Origin of the sequence: Proteus sp. G2300 (genome assembly GCF_009915965.1) — a bacterium.
In the GTDB taxonomy this organism is placed as follows: domain Bacteria; phylum Pseudomonadota; class Gammaproteobacteria; order Enterobacterales; family Enterobacteriaceae; genus Proteus; species Proteus vulgaris.
The window spans coordinates 16,505-33,121 of record NZ_JAABNK010000008.1 but is presented as its reverse complement, the minus strand read 5'-3'; the positions used below and the strand labels follow the sequence as shown (position 1 = coordinate 33,121).

At 40.9% G+C, this 16,617-nt stretch carries 14 protein-coding genes, 1 rRNA gene and 1 riboswitch; of the genes, 8 read left to right on the top strand and 7 right to left on the bottom strand.

Annotated elements, in window-relative coordinates; genetic code table 11:
* Positions 1 to 52: 52 nt before the first annotated feature.
* Positions 53 to 1,595, bottom strand: a 16S ribosomal RNA gene (locus GWI97_RS06390).
* Between the two features lie 616 nt (positions 1,596 to 2,211).
* Here GWI97_RS06390 and purH point away from each other — a divergent pair.
* Positions 2,212 to 3,801: a bifunctional phosphoribosylaminoimidazolecarboxamide formyltransferase/IMP cyclohydrolase gene (purH, locus tag GWI97_RS06385; RefSeq protein ID WP_036933984.1), complete on the top strand. Its 1,590-nt coding sequence runs from the start codon at positions 2,212 to 2,214 to the stop codon at positions 3,799 to 3,801.
* Positions 3,802 to 3,813: 12 nt separating this feature from the next.
* A complete protein-coding gene (gene purD, locus GWI97_RS06380) occupies positions 3,814 to 5,103 on the top strand; it encodes a phosphoribosylamine--glycine ligase (RefSeq protein WP_087802845.1) in 1,290 nt (429 codons plus the stop codon).
* 24 nt (positions 5,104 to 5,127) lie between these two features.
* Here the strand turns inward: purD and GWI97_RS06375 are convergent, their stop codons facing one another.
* The 6 genes from GWI97_RS06375 to nudC all read right to left on the bottom strand — a co-directional run bounded on the left by GWI97_RS06375 (position 5,128) and on the right by nudC (position 9,571).
* Positions 5,128 to 5,790 (bottom strand): DUF1481 domain-containing protein, encoded by a 663-nt coding sequence (locus tag GWI97_RS06375; protein ID WP_224215400.1) that lies wholly within the window; start codon positions 5,788 to 5,790, stop codon positions 5,128 to 5,130.
* A gap of 44 nt (positions 5,791 to 5,834) precedes the next feature.
* A complete protein-coding gene (locus GWI97_RS06370) occupies positions 5,835 to 6,107 on the bottom strand; it encodes an HU family DNA-binding protein (RefSeq protein WP_004246922.1) in 273 nt (90 codons plus the stop codon).
* 190 nt (positions 6,108 to 6,297) lie between these two features.
* Positions 6,298 to 6,888 carry a YjaG family protein gene (locus tag GWI97_RS06365; RefSeq protein WP_036933978.1) on the bottom strand — a complete coding sequence of 197 codons (591 nt, stop codon included), beginning with the start codon at positions 6,886 to 6,888 and terminating at the stop codon, positions 6,298 to 6,300.
* A gap of 74 nt (positions 6,889 to 6,962) precedes the next feature.
* Positions 6,963 to 7,631 (bottom strand): deoxyribonuclease V, encoded by a 669-nt coding sequence (gene nfi / locus GWI97_RS06360; protein WP_087802843.1) that lies wholly within the window; start codon positions 7,629 to 7,631, stop codon positions 6,963 to 6,965.
* Complete coding sequence (gene hemE / locus GWI97_RS06355) at positions 7,624 to 8,697, bottom strand: uroporphyrinogen decarboxylase (protein WP_036933972.1); 1,074 nt, start codon at positions 8,695 to 8,697, stop codon at positions 7,624 to 7,626. Before hemE ends, nfi begins: the two co-directional genes overlap by 8 nt.
* Before the next feature lie 88 nt (positions 8,698 to 8,785).
* Positions 8,786 to 9,571, bottom strand: a complete 786-nt coding sequence (nudC, locus tag GWI97_RS06350) for an NAD(+) diphosphatase (protein ID WP_036933970.1) — start codon at positions 9,569 to 9,571, stop codon at positions 8,786 to 8,788.
* A gap of 864 nt (positions 9,572 to 10,435) precedes the next feature.
* A riboswitch (TPP riboswitch) is annotated at positions 10,436 to 10,558 on the top strand.
* 130 nt (positions 10,559 to 10,688) lie between these two features.
* On the opposite strand from nudC, the gene thiC reads away from it, so the two are divergent.
* The 6 genes from thiC to thiH are packed head-to-tail and all read left to right on the top strand — an operon-like array spanning position 10,689 to position 16,111.
* A complete protein-coding gene (gene thiC / locus GWI97_RS06340; RefSeq protein WP_161749788.1) occupies positions 10,689 to 12,641 on the top strand; it encodes a phosphomethylpyrimidine synthase ThiC in 1,953 nt (650 codons plus the stop codon).
* Positions 12,625 to 13,272, top strand: coding sequence for a thiamine phosphate synthase (gene thiE, locus GWI97_RS06335; RefSeq protein ID WP_036933967.1), 648 nt, complete (start codon positions 12,625 to 12,627; stop codon positions 13,270 to 13,272). Before thiC ends, thiE begins: the two co-directional genes overlap by 17 nt.
* Positions 13,266 to 14,015, top strand: coding sequence for a HesA/MoeB/ThiF family protein (locus GWI97_RS06330; protein ID WP_036933965.1), 750 nt, complete (start codon positions 13,266 to 13,268; stop codon positions 14,013 to 14,015). Before thiE ends, GWI97_RS06330 begins: the two co-directional genes overlap by 7 nt.
* Positions 14,012 to 14,212 carry a sulfur carrier protein ThiS gene (gene thiS / locus GWI97_RS06325; RefSeq protein ID WP_036933963.1) on the top strand — a complete coding sequence of 67 codons (201 nt, stop codon included), beginning with the start codon at positions 14,012 to 14,014 and terminating at the stop codon, positions 14,210 to 14,212. The genes GWI97_RS06330 and thiS overlap by 4 nt, the downstream gene beginning before the upstream one ends.
* A gap of 1 nt (position 14,213) precedes the next feature.
* Complete coding sequence (locus tag GWI97_RS06320) at positions 14,214 to 14,993, top strand: thiazole synthase (RefSeq protein ID WP_161751880.1); 780 nt, start codon at positions 14,214 to 14,216, stop codon at positions 14,991 to 14,993.
* A complete protein-coding gene (gene thiH / locus GWI97_RS06315; RefSeq protein ID WP_036933960.1) occupies positions 14,993 to 16,111 on the top strand; it encodes a 2-iminoacetate synthase ThiH in 1,119 nt (372 codons plus the stop codon). Before GWI97_RS06320 ends, thiH begins: the two co-directional genes overlap by 1 nt.
* Positions 16,112 to 16,617: the final 506 nt, after the last annotated feature.

The window sequence follows — 16,617 nt, the reverse complement described above, 5'->3', positions numbered from 1 at the left end:
TTCTTCATCAGACAATCTGTGTGAGCACTGCACATAACACGTATCTCTTAGGTAAGGAGGTGATCCAACCGCAGGTTCCCCTACGGTTACCTTGTTACGACTTCACCCCAGTCATGAATCACAAAGTGGTAAGCGCCCTCCCGAAGGTTAAGCTACCTACTTCTTTTGCAACCCACTCCCATGGTGTGACGGGCGGTGTGTACAAGGCCCGGGAACGTATTCACCGTAGCATTCTGATCTACGATTACTAGCGATTCCGACTTCATGGAGTCGAGTTGCAGACTCCAATCCGGACTACGACAGACTTTATGAGTTCCGCTTGCTCTCGCGAGGTCGCTTCTCTTTGTATCTGCCATTGTAGCACGTGTGTAGCCCTACTCGTAAGGGCCATGATGACTTGACGTCATCCCCACCTTCCTCCGGTTTATCACCGGCAGTCTCCTTTGAGTTCCCGCCATTACGCGCTGGCAACAAAGGATAAGGGTTGCGCTCGTTGCGGGACTTAACCCAACATTTCACAACACGAGCTGACGACAGCCATGCAGCACCTGTCTCAGCGTTCCCGAAGGCACTCCTCTATCTCTAAAGGATTCGCTGGATGTCAAGAGTAGGTAAGGTTCTTCGCGTTGCATCGAATTAAACCACATGCTCCACCGCTTGTGCGGGCCCCCGTCAATTCATTTGAGTTTTAACCTTGCGGCCGTACTCCCCAGGCGGTCGATTTAACGCGTTAGCTCCAGAAGCCACGGTTCAAGACCACAACCTCTAAATCGACATCGTTTACAGCGTGGACTACCAGGGTATCTAATCCTGTTTGCTCCCCACGCTTTCGCACCTGAGCGTCAGTCTTTGTCCAGGGGGCCGCCTTCGCCACCGGTATTCCTCCACATCTCTACGCATTTCACCGCTACACGTGGAATTCTACCCCCCTCTACAAGACTCTAGCCAACCAGTTTCAGATGCAATTCCCAAGTTAAGCTCGGGGCTTTCACATCTGACTTAATTGACCGCCTGCGTGCGCTTTACGCCCAGTAATTCCGATTAACGCTTGCACCCTCCGTATTACCGCGGCTGCTGGCACGGAGTTAGCCGGTGCTTCTTCTGCGGGTAACGTCAATTGATAAAGGTATTAACTTTATCACCTTCCTCCCCGCTGAAAGTACTTTACAACCCTAAGGCCTTCTTCATACACGCGGCATGGCTGCATCAGGCTTGCGCCCATTGTGCAATATTCCCCACTGCTGCCTCCCGTAGGAGTCTGGGCCGTGTCTCAGTCCCAGTGTGGCTGATCATCCTCTCAGACCAGCTAGAGATCGTCGCCTAGGTGAGCCATTACCTCACCTACTAGCTAATCCCATATGGGTTCATCCGATAGCGCAAGGTCCGAAGAGCCCCTGCTTTGGTCCGTAGACGTCATGCGGTATTAGCCACCGTTTCCAGTAGTTATCCCCCTCTATCGGGCAGATCCCCATACATTACTCACCCGTCCGCCGCTCGTCAGCAAGAAAGCAAGCTTTCTCCTGTTACCGCTCGACTTGCATGTGTTAGGCCTGCCGCCAGCGTTCAATCTGAGCCATGATCAAACTCTTCAATTAAAAGTGTTTGATGCTCAAAGAAATCGAAAACTTAGCTATTCATAAATGAATTTACTTTTGTTGTTCACTCTTCAAGACTTGATACATCTAATATTTTAGAAGATATCGTCTCTGCGAGTGCCCACACAGATTGTCTGATAATTTGTTAAAGAGCAGTGCAACATTCGCTGCCGTTTCCGGTCTTCTGCGTTGTTGCGAGGAGGTGCATTCTACATCTTCCTCATTTCGTGTCAAGCGTTTATTTTCAAGGCTTCACACTTTTTTCTTTGTTCTCTCAGTCAGTTCGCTTAGCGCCCTGTTCCGTGACAACGAGGACGCATTATAGGGAGTTTTCTGAGGCTGGCAATAGTTTTTTTAAGAAAAAAAATCGTTTGCTCAATTCCACAGCAAAACCCTTAGTTATACGCACTTATCAACAATTTTATCCACAGACATCCTTTTTACATAAAATTAGCATGTCAAACGCAATCGTTTGCGTTATTATAGAGACCTATTAAGTAAGATTGATTTTGTGTCTATCTTCTGAAATGTTAGTTAAGCAAACACAATTTCATTGTATTAATGTGATTTAACTTCACCATTACTACCGTTATACCAAACCCAAGGGATAAAATTCATGCAACATCTTCGTCCTATCCGCCGTGCGCTTTTAAGTGTGTCTGATAAAGCAGGTATTTTAGAATTTGCTAAAGCACTTGTTGAAAGAAATGTAGAACTCTTATCTACAGGTGGAACTGCTCGTCTATTAGCTGAAGCTGGCTTACCTGTTATCGAAGTTTCGGATTATACGAATTTCCCAGAAATGATGGATGGCCGAGTAAAAACGCTACACCCTAAAGTACATGGTGGTATTTTAGGTCGTCGTGGACAAGATGATGCAATCATGGACGAACATGGAATTCGTCCTATCGATATGGTCGTCGTGAATCTTTATCCTTTTGCTAAAACAGTCGCTCGCCCAGACTGCTCATTAGCCGATGCTGTGGAGAATATTGATATTGGTGGGCCGACAATGGTTCGCTCTGCGGCAAAAAATCATAAAGATGTAACGATTGTAGTAAATAGTAACGACTATGAAAGAGTGATTGAAGAAATGGATAATCACGAAAATAGTCTTACTCTAGATACTCGTTTTGATTTAGCAATTAAGGCCTTTGAGCACACCGCAGCTTATGACGGCATGATTGCAAACTACTTCGGCCAAAAAGTTGCACCTTATTATGGTGATACTTCACAACCATCAGGTATCTTCCCTCGCACATTAAATCTGAACTATATAAAGAAACAAGATATGCGTTATGGTGAGAATGCTCATCAGCAAGCGGCTTTCTATATAGAAGAGAATATAGAGGAAGCATCTATCGCTACTGCAACCCAGTTACAAGGTAAAGCGCTTTCTTATAATAATATCGCTGATACTGATGCCGCATTAGAATGTGTTAAATCCTTCGCCGAGCCAGCATGTGTTATTGTGAAACATGCCAACCCTTGCGGTGTAGCTATTGCGAATACGCTCACACAAGCATATGACAACGCATTTAAAACAGATCCTACCTCTGCTTTTGGCGGTATTATCGCATTCAATCGCCCATTAGATACAAAAACAGCAACTGCGATCATTGAACGACAATTTGTCGAAGTGATTATTGCTCCTTCTATTAATGAAGATGCTTTACCTATTTTAGCAACCAAACCTAATGTTCGAGTATTAGCGTGTGGCCAATGGCAAGAGACAAAACCAGCTTTTGACTTCAAACGAGTCAATGGTGGACTTTTAGTGCAAGATCGTGATTTGGGCATGGTTAAAGAAGAAAATTTAAGAATCGTCACTCAACGCCAGCCAAGTGAGCGCGAGCTAAAAGATGCGCTCTTCTGTTGGAAAGTCGCTAAATTCGTAAAATCAAATGCCATTGTTTACGCGAAAAATGATATGACTGTTGGCATTGGTGCAGGACAAATGAGTCGAGTCTATTCTGCAAAAATTGCAGGAATTAAAGCGGCCGATGAAGGTTTAGAAGTTGCTGGTTGCGCAATGGCATCAGATGCATTCTTCCCTTTTAGAGATGGTATTGATGCAGCAGCACTTGCCGGTGTAACTTGTGTTATTCAACCAGGTGGCTCAATTCGTGATGATGAAGTAATTGCCGCTGCCAATGAGCACAATATCGCAATGATTTTCACCAATATGCGCCACTTCCGCCATTAATAGGGTATTGATATGAAAATTTTGATTATTGGTAATGGTGGCCGTGAGCACGCTTTAGCATGGAAAGCGGTTCAATCGCCGCTGGCTACCCAAGTCTTTGTTGCACCTGGTAATGCAGGCACTGCATTAGAGAAAGGTGTGCAAAATGTCGCAATTAACGCAACAGACATTCCTGCATTAGTCGCATTTGCCCTAGAAAATAAAATTGATTTAACCATTGTTGGCCCTGAAGCACCGCTTGTTATTGGTGTTGTTGATGCTTTTAAAGATGCAGGCCTGACTATTTTTGGCCCAACAAAAGGTGCTGCTCAATTAGAAGGTTCTAAAGCTTTTACTAAAGATTTCTTAGCTCGCCACAAAATTCCAACGGCGAATTATCAAAATTTCACTGAAATAGTACCTGCATTAGAATATTTAGATAAAGTAGGTGCGCCAATAGTGATTAAAGCAGATGGCTTGGCCGCAGGCAAAGGCGTTATTGTTGCAATGACACAATCCGAGGCTGAAAACGCCATAAAGGATATGTTAGCAGGCAATGCCTTTGGTAATGCGGGGCATCGTATTGTTATTGAAGAATTTCTTGATGGTGAAGAAGCCAGTTTTATTGTCATGGTTGATGGTGAGCACGTTATTCCAATGGCAACAAGTCAAGATCATAAGCGTGTTGGTGACGGAGATACTGGCCCTAATACAGGAGGAATGGGAGCATATTCACCTGCACCCGTTGTTACCTCCGAGATCCACCAGCAAGTAATGGAAAAAATCATTTATCCAACAGTAAAAGGAATGGCCTCTGAAGGTCATCGTTATCAAGGCTTCCTTTATGCAGGACTGATGATTGATAAACATGGCGTTGCGAAGGTTATCGAATTTAACTGCCGTTTCGGTGATCCTGAAACCCAACCCATTATGATGCGTATGCAATCTGATTTAGTTGAGCTTTGCTTAGCTGGAGCAAAAGGTAATTTAAAAGGTAAAGATTCTATTTGGGATCCTCGCCCTGCTTTAGGTATAGTCATTGCTGCAGGCGGTTATCCTGCTGATTATCGTCAAGGCGATGTTATTGAAGGTTTAACAACAACACCATCATCAACAGCAAAAGTATTTCAAGCAGGAACAACACTAAATAATAAAGGAGATGTTATCACCGCCGGTGGAAGAGTTTTATGTGCGACGGCGTTAGGTGATGATATCGAGCAAGCGCAAAAAAATGCTTATGCTTTAGCGAAAGGTATTCATTGGGACGGTTGTTTTTATCGCCATGATATCGGCTATCGAGCGATTGCACGCTTAAAGAAATAGATTAACGACGGCAAAAGGGAGTCATCACAAACTCTCTTTTGTTGGCTCCCATTTACAGAAATCATGTTCTGCAACCATAAGTAACTGCTTACCTTCTGGTGAATCAAGCCAAGCCACATAAACTGGCTTACTTGAATTACGCGTTCTCATTTTTAACCAACGCTGCTCTGGTGCTTCAAATGAAACACTCACCTTCTCACCAGCACATGTTGTCATTGTATTCTGATACCAGACACCCTGTACTAAATTCACTTTCCCAATGGTCAATACCTCGCTAATCTCACGCTCTTTGCTTGCAGCGAACACCATTCTTAAACGTTCATCTTCTGTTAATGCTCGTTTTTGTTGGTGCTTTTCTTGTTGCATGAAAATAACTTCACCACGTTTATTTAAACGAAGGTGCCAAGATGAGGGATCATTTGGATTAATAACTTCGGAGCGGACTTGCCAAAGACTATTTTGGCGGTACTCATAGAATGTAATGACAGTTTCTGGTTTTTTATAAAAGCTATAAACGCTCATAATTACTTGAGGTTCTGATGCTTTATTATTTAAACGCCATAGTCGCACAACACCTTCGTCCGCAATATAACCGGTTGCAGAAAATTCAGGGAGTTGTACAGTCGAGGAGCAGGCGCTGAGCAAAAAAGCAGATCCTATTGCTAACAGCCCCTGTCGTTTCAACAAAAGGGGAGTAAATCCCCCTCTATTGTTCATTCCGTTCAAAGGAATTATTTTACTGCGTCTTTCAGTGCTTTACCGGCAGTAAATGCAGGAACATTAGCTGCTGCAATTTTAATTTCTTTACCCGTTTGCGGGTTACGGCCAGTACGCTCTGCACGGTGATTTACCTTGAATGTACCGAAACCAACTAACTGTACAGAATCGCCTTCTTTCAGAGCACCTGTTACTGAGTCGATAAACGCTTCAATAGCAGCTTTTGCCTGAGTTTTTGTCAGATCCGCTTTTTCAGCAACTGATTCGGTTAATTCAGCTTTGTTCATAAAATAGTCCTTAAAGTATGTTTTATCGTTTGAAAAACATCTGGTGAAAAAACTTAACTTATCTTTTTAAGAAGATGAATTAAGTAAAACACCTGAGCCACTTCTTTTCGTACCCAATGTAGAACATACACAGGGGTGATGTGAAGTCTTTAAACGTCGCTTTTCAAGCACTAAATCACGTTTTTCTGATTTAGTGCGTTAATTCTATACCGATATTGCTCATTCCAGCTTCACGAAGGTCTGCACGTAGACCTTTAATCAGTTCGATATCTCTTTCTTCACACTCAACAAGTAGACGGTAGATTTCCCATTGGATATCGAACTCTTCAATAACAGCAGGCAGAGATCTTAGCTCATCTTCGCTCATTTCTCTTTCTGCTTGTGTCATTTCAAGTGAAGCAACTGTCCCTACTGATAATTTGCTTACTTCAATAGCATGACTTAGCGATTCACCGCTTAAACGAGAGTGAACAACTTCACTCAAGGCGACACAGGCATCAATTGCTGGATAGACACCATAAATATCAAATTGAGATGCATCAGGAATAGCTTCTTCTAATTTCTCTAATTGAGAATCGAAATTAACCTTTGCATCTTTCACCGTTAAAGTTTCCCAAACCAGATCGAGAATACGGCGATAAAGCGTTGGATCGGTAAATCCTGTTTCACGACAAAATACCTGATAATTGGGGTACATTCGCTCACACAGGCACGCCATAAACGTCAAGTGTTGCCAAGCTTCCAGCTTTTCTAAACGTAAATGGATTGGGTTCTTCAACATTCGTGATTACTCATTTTCTTAACTTAGGCGCAGTTTACCTGAAAATTAGAAATATCCACATATTTCCCGGTCATTTAGAGCTTATTCTTATTCAACTGCTCAAATAATCGCCTATTTGAAGCAATACCATCAGCCCAACGCGTTGGTTCTGGCAATCGATATCCTTTCATACACAACTCAACCCACTGCAAAGCACCTTCCATACTCACTTTATGACCCGGAGAAATATACAGGGGTTTACATTTTTTCTTGCTACGATAAATCCAGCCTATTTGCTCATTCTTATCCATTAATCGCTCATAGCTTCCCATCTCTTCATTTATCGCTTTATCAATACCACATAAACGACTTTTCGCTACACCAATGGTAGGTGTGTCCACTAACAAACCAAAATGGCTTGCAACACCAAGTCTTCTAGGATGAGCGATACCTTGCCCATCGACAAAAATAAGAGAAGGTTTCTGTTTTACTAATTGCCAGGCTGTCAGTAACGCAGGGCACTCTCTAAATGAAAGTAAACCAGGGATATAAGGAAGCGTTGTAGGAATTCGCGCGATTTGGTATTCAAGAATTTCAAAAGAAGGGTAATGCATTATCACGATAGCGGCGCGAGTGACTGCGCCACCTTCTTCAAAACCAACATCAGCACCTGCTATGCAAGTTGGTGCTGTGAATTGGTCTGTTAAAATAATCTGTTGAGCTTTTTCTGTCTGCTCCTGACGTAATTGTTGGGTATTAATCATTATCCTGATGATAAGGCTTCGATAAACGGTGAACCGCATCAATAAATGCACCAGCATGCTCTGGTGGAACATCTTGATGAATACCGTGCCCAAGATTAAAGACATGACCATTACCTTTGCCAAACCCAGCAAGAATAGTTTCGACTTCTTGTTCTATTCTTGCTGGAGGCGCATATAACATGGATGGATCCATATTACCTTGTAAGGCAACTTTATCTCCTACTCGACGACGTGCTTCTTCAATATCAATTGTCCAATCGAGTCCTAATGCATCACAACCTGTTGTGGCCATTGCTTCTAACCAACGACCACCACCTTTGGTAAATAAGGTTACAGGAACTTTTCTTCCATCATATTCGCGAATAAGACCATCAACAATCTTATGCATATAATGTAATGAAAAGAGTTGGTAATCACGCCCTGTTAATACACCACCCCATGTATCAAAGATCATAATAGATTGTGCGCCCGCTTTAATTTGAGCATTCAGATAAAGGATAACGCTATCTGCTAGTTTATCCAGTAATAGATGTAGTGCTTGTGGCTCTGCATACATCATTTTTTTAATTTTTGTGAAGGCCTTACTACTTCCACCTTCTACCATATACGTTGCCAGTGTCCAAGGGCTTCCCGAAAAACCAATTAAAGGCACGCTACCTTGTAAGGCATGACGAATCGCTCGCACAGCATTCATCACATAACCAAGTTCATCTTCAGGGTCTGGAATAGGCAATTTTTGAATATCAGCAAGGGTGTTTATTGGTGACTTAAAACGAGGGCCTTCACCTGTTTCAAAGTAAAGGCCTAATCCCATCGCGTCAGGAATAGTTAAAATATCAGAAAATAAAATAGCGGCATCTAATGGAAAACGTCTTAAAGGCTGTAATGTCACTTCGCATGCCAGCTCTGTATTTTTGCACAATGAGATGAAATCCCCCGCCTGTGCCCGTGTTTCCTTATATTCAGGAAGATATCTGCCTGCCTGACGCATCATCCAAACAGGGGTGACATCAACAGGTTGGCGCAATAGCGCACGTAAATAGCGGTCGTTTTTCAACTCACTCATGACTAACTCCATTAACAGTAATTGGGCCGCGAAATAGTATGCATTGTAACATGCTGGAAAAATAACTGTTGGCAGACAACGCCTTTATTTAGTTCTTTTCTTTATCCTGTCTAATATTCGCTATCGTATCTTCTATCAAACGTCGGGCAATAGTATCTGGAGGTGGGATCTGTGGTAGTTTATCGTAACGATACCAGCCAGCACTGGTTAATTCAGTAGGATCATGGCGTAACTCACCGCCATCATAATCAGCCAAAAATCCCATCATTAAAGAATGAGGAAACGGCCAAGGCTGCGAAGAAACATAGCGAATATTACGAATACGAATATTACTCTCTTCAAATACTTCGCGGGCAACCGCTTCTTCTAGTGTTTCACCAACCTCAACAAAACCAGCGAGCACCGTATAAAGTGGAGAATGTTTATGCCTAACATGATGTGCGAGTAAGATTTTATCTTCATGACGGATCCCCACAATAATACAAGGAGCAATTTGCGGGTAATAACGTTCATGACAATTATCACATAAACACGCCCATTCACTCTCACTATGGCGCATTTTGGAACCACAATAACCACAAAAACGATGAGAACGATAAAACTCCGCTAACTGAACACCACGACCTACTAGTTTAAATAAATTCTCATCTTGTGAAGCGATAAGCCTCGGTGAACACATGTCGTTATCCATTTTTCCATGAATAAGCCAAACTGTTTCACCTTGCCACTCACCAACAATTTTGGCGTGCTGACCAATAAGATCCCATTCTTTTGCCAAGCCAAAAGGGAGTTCACCTTTAGGTAACCACACTCGCCCACCAAGGCTGACTGTCCACCAGCCTTTTTCTGATCCCGTTAGCGTATATAAATGCATAATGATAATTCTATCCAAAATAATGATATGGAATTAAGGATACTCTCTTTTGTAAGACCCACTCAATGTATTATGATTATTCTCTATAATTTATTAACATTCAAAAGAGAATTTGATAAATTTTATTTATAAAAAAATGTAAGAATGACAGATAAAACCAAAAATAAAATTGCGATTTTTGATTTAGATGAAACACTTTTAGCGGGTGTTCCTAGTCATTGATGAACATGTTATTTATGGGATAAAAAAATAGCCACTCATCCCTATTTTCTAAAACTAGATCAACAAATGATTGTAGACTATTACGCTGAAAAATTGGATATGGTTCAATATCTTTATCAACATTTTACTTACTTTAAATATCATAATTTAGACAAGTTAAATCATTGAGTTAATGACTTTACTGAAAAAATTCAGCTATTGTTTTACCCTGAAGAAATATCAATAATTACACAATATCAACAGCAAAATATTCCTATTATGATTATTTCAGCAACAATGTCCTTTTTCGTTCATGCGATTGCAAAACAACTTACTGTGGATATTTCAATAGGCATTAATAGGCAAATTAAAGATAATTATTACACTAGATATATTGAAGGCACACCACATCGCGAGAAGGGAAGATTGAACGCCTAAATCAATGGAAAGAAACCAATAATATTAATAATATTTATATTTATTTCTATGCCGACACACTAATGACCTCCCATTATGTTATCAAGCTGATAACGCCACAGTTATCAATCCAGATAAACAATTAGCTCAAATTTCACAAATGAAAAACTGGAAACAGCAACATTGGGATTTAAATAAATAACCCATATCGGACTTGTAGTTTTTAAAATCTTTCATATACTGGACTTCTTCTTGTCGGAGTGCCTAGTGTTTATAAGGATATTATAAACACAGGCTGAGACCGTTAATTCGGGATCCGCGGAACCTGATCGGGTTAATACCCGCGAAGGGAACAAGAGTGATTCGACCTTTTGATAGCTTCATCCCGTATATTTTTTATACGCCTATCTGTCGATACTCCCTGCGACCTCCAGACAAGCATTTTTCTCAATATTCACCCGACAGGCTACAACCTGCATGATATTTATTAGGAAATGCTATGTCCCAAAATCAAACTTTATCTGTTAAAGATATTACGCCAACCGCCAATAAACAGCGCCCAAGAAAAGTACTACGAGATGCTGCTCAGGAATTTATTAGTACTATTCAAGGGGTCAGTTTTCCCAATTCAAAACGTATTTACCTTGAAGGCTCTCGTAACGATATTCAAGTACCAATGCGTGAGATCCAGCTTGATAAAACATTGGTAGGAGGATCAAAAGAAAACCCTGTTTTTGAAGATAATGAATCCGTCCCAGTATATGACACTTCAGGCCCTTATGGCGATCCCGCATCTCAACTCGACGTTAATCTTGGCTTAAAAAAAATTCGCCAATCATGGATTGATGAGCGCAATGATACTGAAGCACTTTCACTCTTAAGCTCTGATTTCACACAACAACGTCTTTCTGATGCTGGATTAGAGCATCTACGTTTTCCATTAAAGACTAACCCTAAAAAAGCCCTAAAGGGTAAAAGCGTGACGCAATTACATTATGCTCGAAAAGGTATTATCACACCTGAAATGGAGTTTATTGCTATTCGTGAGAATATGGGGCGTGAACGTATTCAAAGCGAAGTATTACGCCAACAACACACAGGCTTTAGCTTTGGAGCCCATCTCCCTGACAATATTACCCCTGAATTTGTACGCCAAGAAGTTGCTGCGGGCCGAGCTATCATTCCTGCCAATATCAATCACCCTGAATCAGAACCGATGATTATTGGGCGTAATTTCTTAGTGAAAGTGAATGCCAATATCGGAAACTCCTCTGTAACCTCCTCCATTGAAGAAGAAGTTGAAAAACTGATTTGGTCTACACGCTGGGGAGCAGATACCGTCATGGATCTCTCAACAGGCCGTTATATTCATGAAACGCGTGAGTGGATCATTCGTAACAGTCCCGTTCCTATCGGTACAGTTCCAATTTATCAAGCACTCGAGAAAGTTAACGGTATTGCTGAAGATCTCACTTGGGAAATGTTCCGCGATACTTTACTTGAGCAAGCAGAACAAGGTGTTGATTACTTTACTATTCATGCAGGTGTATTATTACGTTATGTTCCCATGACCGCAAAACGCCTAACAGGTATTGTGTCTCGTGGTGGTTCTATAATGGCAAAATGGTGTTTATCACATCACAAAGAAAATTTCCTCTACGAACATTTCCGTGAAATCTGTGAAATTTGTACCGCTTATGATGTTTCCCTTTCTCTAGGCGATGGATTGAGACCGGGTTCAATTCAAGATGCAAATGATGAAGCACAATTTTCTGAATTACATACTTTAGGTGAACTAACAAAAATTGCCTGGGAATATGACGTTCAAGTCATGATAGAAGGCCCTGGTCATGTTCCAATGCAGATGATCCGTCGCAATATGACAGAAGAATTAGAGCATTGTCATGAAGCACCCTTTTATACATTAGGTCCTCTTACTACAGACATTGCACCAGGTTATGATCACTTCACATCAGGTATTGGTGCAGCAATGATTGGCTGGTTTGGTTGTGCAATGCTCTGTTATGTTACCCCTAAAGAGCATCTAGGTTTACCTAACAAAGAAGATGTAAAACAAGGGCTGATTACTTATAAAATTGCTGCTCATGCCGCCGACTTAGCCAAAGGACATCCAGGAGCTCAAATTCGTGATAATGCAATGTCAAAAGCTCGCTTTGAGTTTAGATGGGAAGATCAATTTAATTTAGCTCTTGATCCTGAAACCGCACGCCAATATCACGATGAAACCTTGCCTCAAGCATCAGGAAAAGTCGCTCATTTCTGCTCAATGTGTGGCCCTAAATTCTGCTCAATGAAAATAACACAAGAAGTACGCGATTATGCGGCTGGCATGGAGCAAATGTCTCAAGCTTTTAAAGAGCATGGAAGTGAGTTATACCACAGTGCAGAAATCGCCAGTGTTGAGGTGACTGAAAATGAACAGATCCTCTAACCCCCCCTTTGCATCAACAGAAAAAAAACTTGGACTTTACCCTGTTGTTGATTCTGTTGAATGGATCGAACGCCTGTTAAAAACAGGCGTTACCACCCTGCAATTACGCATAAAAGATAAACAACCAAACGATGTTGAACAAGAGATCGTTGAAGCAATAAAACTAGGTAGGCAGTATCACGCAAGACTGTTTATTAATGACTATTGGCAACTGGCTATTAAACATCACGCTTACGGTGTTCATCTTGGCCAAGAAGATCTCGATATTGCAGATCTTGATGCCATAAAAAAATCAGGGTTACGCCTTGGTATTTCTACTCATGACGAAACAGAATTACAAAGAGCGAAAACATTACGTCCATCTTACATCGCATTAGGGCATATCTTTCCAACGACAACTAAAGATATGCCATCCAAACCTCAAGGTTTGGATGCGCTGAAACATCAAGTAGAGCAGACACCTAATTTTCCAACTGTTGCTATTGGTGGGATCTCGCTAGAGAGAGTACCTGATGTTGTTGCAACTGGTGTCGGTAGTGTTGCCTTAGTCAGTGCAATAACAAAAGCGCCAGATTGGCAACAAGTAACGCGTAAACTATTAGAATTAGTGGAGGGAAAACCATCATGCTAAATGATAATGATTTTATGCGTTATAGCCGACAAGTGATGTTAGAAGATATTGGCTTAGAGGGTCAAAATAAACTTCAACAAGCAAGAGTACTGATTGTTGGACTTGGTGGATTAGGCTCTCCTGCATCACTTTATCTTGCTGGTGCCGGTATTGGAGAGCTTATTTTAGTTGATGATGATAAGTTGCATGTTTCTAATCTACAACGTCAAATTCTTTATCGAACTCAAGATATTCCTAATGCAAAATCAGAGGTCGCAAGGCAGTCTCTGCTCGCATTAAATCCAGAGATAAAAATTACCTCTTATAAACAACGTATTGATGATGACTCATTATCTAAATTAGTTAAAGAGGCTGATTTAGTCTTAGATTGCACAGATAACATGCTCACACGCCAAGCGATTAATCGTGCTTGTGTTGCGCAGCAAACTCCGCTTATCAGTGGCAGTGCCGTAGGGTTTAGTGGCCAACTTATGGTGTTTGAACCTCCTTTTACGCATGGTTGCTATCACTGCCTCTATCCTGATGAAACTGAACCACAACGCAATTGTAGAACAGCTGGAATTTTAGGTCCTGTTGTGGGTGTGATTGGTACACTTCAGGCACTTGAGGCAATTAAATTGCTCTCTGGTTTACCTTGTTCACTCAGTGGAAAACTTCGCCTTTTCGATGGTAGAAAACAAAATTGGAGTACTTTACGTTTAACGCCATCAACAACATGTCCTGTTTGTCGAGGGTTAGCATGAACATTACTGTAAATGACGAACACTACTCTCTGGATATGCCTGTCACCATTAGTCAGCTCCTTATTCAGTTAGAACAGCCACTTATTGGTGTGGCACTTGCTATCAATGAAATCATTGTTCCTCGTGAAAACTGGGAAACGCATTCTATTAATGATGGCGATACTATTCTTCTCTTCCAAGCAATTGCAGGGGGCTGATATGTTAAAAATTGCTGATACAACATTCACATCGAGACTTTTTACAGGCACAGGGAAATTTGCAACACCAACGTTAATGACAGAAGCCATTAAGGCTTCGGGTAGCCAATTAGTTACAATGGCAATGAAGCGAGTGGATTTAAAAAAGAGCAATGATGATTTAATCGCACCACTTAAATCATTAGGTGTGAAATTATTACCTAATACATCGGGTGCGAAAACAGCACAAGAAGCGGTATTTGCGGCTCGTTTAGCCAAAGAAGCTTTTGGCACTCATTGGGTAAAATTAGAAATTCATCCTGATACCAAATATTTATTACCCGACCCTATTGAAACACTTAAAGCCGCTGAAATCCTCGTGAAAGAAGGTTTTGTTGTTTTACCTTATTGTAGTGCTGATCCTGTTTTGTGTCGTCGCTTAGAAGAAGTTGGTTGTGCAGCCGTAATGCCTTTAGGTTCTCCTATTGGTTCAAATCAAGGTTTACAGACTCGTGATTTTCTACGGATTATTATTGAACAAGCCTCAATACCTGTTGTTGTTGATGCAGGGATTGGTGCACCAAGCCACGCACTTGAGGCTTTAGAGTTAGGTGCAGATGCAGTCTTAGTGAATACCGCAATTGCTGTTGCTAAAAATCCTGTTTTAATGGCACAAGCATTTAAAGCAGCGCTTGATGCAGGCGAACTTGCTCGACAATCAGGACTTGCCACCCCCGCTTCAATTGTGAATATGCAAGCCCAAGCCTCTAGTCCATTAACCCAATATTTGGGGGCATTCTAATGGAAACATTTTCGGATTATTGGCAACAACTCGACTGGGATGACATTACATTAAAACTCAATAGTAAAACCAATACGGATGTTGAAGCCGCATTAAATCGTCATACACTTACACTTGATGATTTTATGGCGTTGATTTCGCCTGCGGGTCGGCATTACTTAGAGCCTATGGCTCAACGCGCTCAGAAACTTACTCGACAACGTTTTGGTAATATTGTGGGATTATATGTTCCACTCTATCTTTCTAATTTATGTGCAAATGACTGTACTTATTGTGGCTTTTCAATGAGTAATGCCATTAAACGCAAAACATTAAATGAAAGTGAGATCATTGCCGAATGTAATAGCATCAGACAATTAGGCTTTGATAGCCTGTTATTAGTAACTGGAGAACATCAAAGAAAAGTGGGTATGGATTATTTTCGCCAATATATCCCTCTTATTCGAGAGAATTTCAGTTCATTAATGATGGAAGTGCAACCTCTTGCAACAGAAGAATATGCTGAGTTAAAAACACTCGGTATTGATGGTGTCATGGTTTATCAAGAAACCTATCATGAACCAACTTATCAGCTTCATCATCTAAAAGGTAAAAAACAGGACTTCCATTGGCGACTACAAACACCGGATAGATTAGGACAAGCTGGAATTGATAAAATTGGCTTAGGTGCATTGATTGGCCTTTCAAACCAGTGGCGTAGCGATTGTTATATGGTGGCAGAGCATCTCTTATTCTTACAAAAACGCTACTGGAAAAGTCGTTATTCAATCTCTTTTCCTCGTTTACGTCCTTGTGCGGGTGGGCTTAGCCCAGCATCTGTAATGAGTGAAGCAGAATTAGTTCAATTGATCTGTGCTTTTCGTATTTTAGCACCTGATGTTGAGCTTTCACTTTCAACACGTGAATCGCCGTATTTTCGCGATAATACAATACCATTAGCGATAAATAACATTAGTGCGGGTTCTAAAACTCAACCTGGCGGGTATTCTGATAGTCATGAAGAATTAGAACAATTCTCCCCTAATGATAATCGCCATGTAAATGATGTGATTAACGTATTAAAAGAGCGGGGATTACAACCTGTATGGAAAGATTGGGATAATTACTTGGGTCGTTAATTAAAATTTAAATAATATAAAACCGCTTTTAATTTATTTAATTACAAATAATAAAGGCGGTTTTTATTATATTTCTAATAAAAAATCAATCATTTACTTATCCTCAAATAAAAAATAGTAACTCCTATCGCCATATAGATATTAACGTCAAACTAAAGCCGAAGCTGAATTACTAAATATTCCTGAAAGAAATATACTAAATAATATGACTAAACGGGTGAGGGCGATTATTAAAACTGAAAACCTCGTTCTAGAAGCACGTAAAACGGTAGCAACAGGTGTTTTTTCATTCACTTTGGAAAAGATAAACAAGAATATAAAGTATTAATAGGCACATCTGCTACCTTAAAAAGTACACCATTACCGCAGCCAGAACAGCATAAATATATTCCTGGAAAAACATATGACATTCTCAGTTTTGACGATTTACCATTAGAAAGTACTAAAGAAGAGAAAGGCATATATACTCATAAAGAGAATTTAATTTTTGTTTTTTCCACAAACTA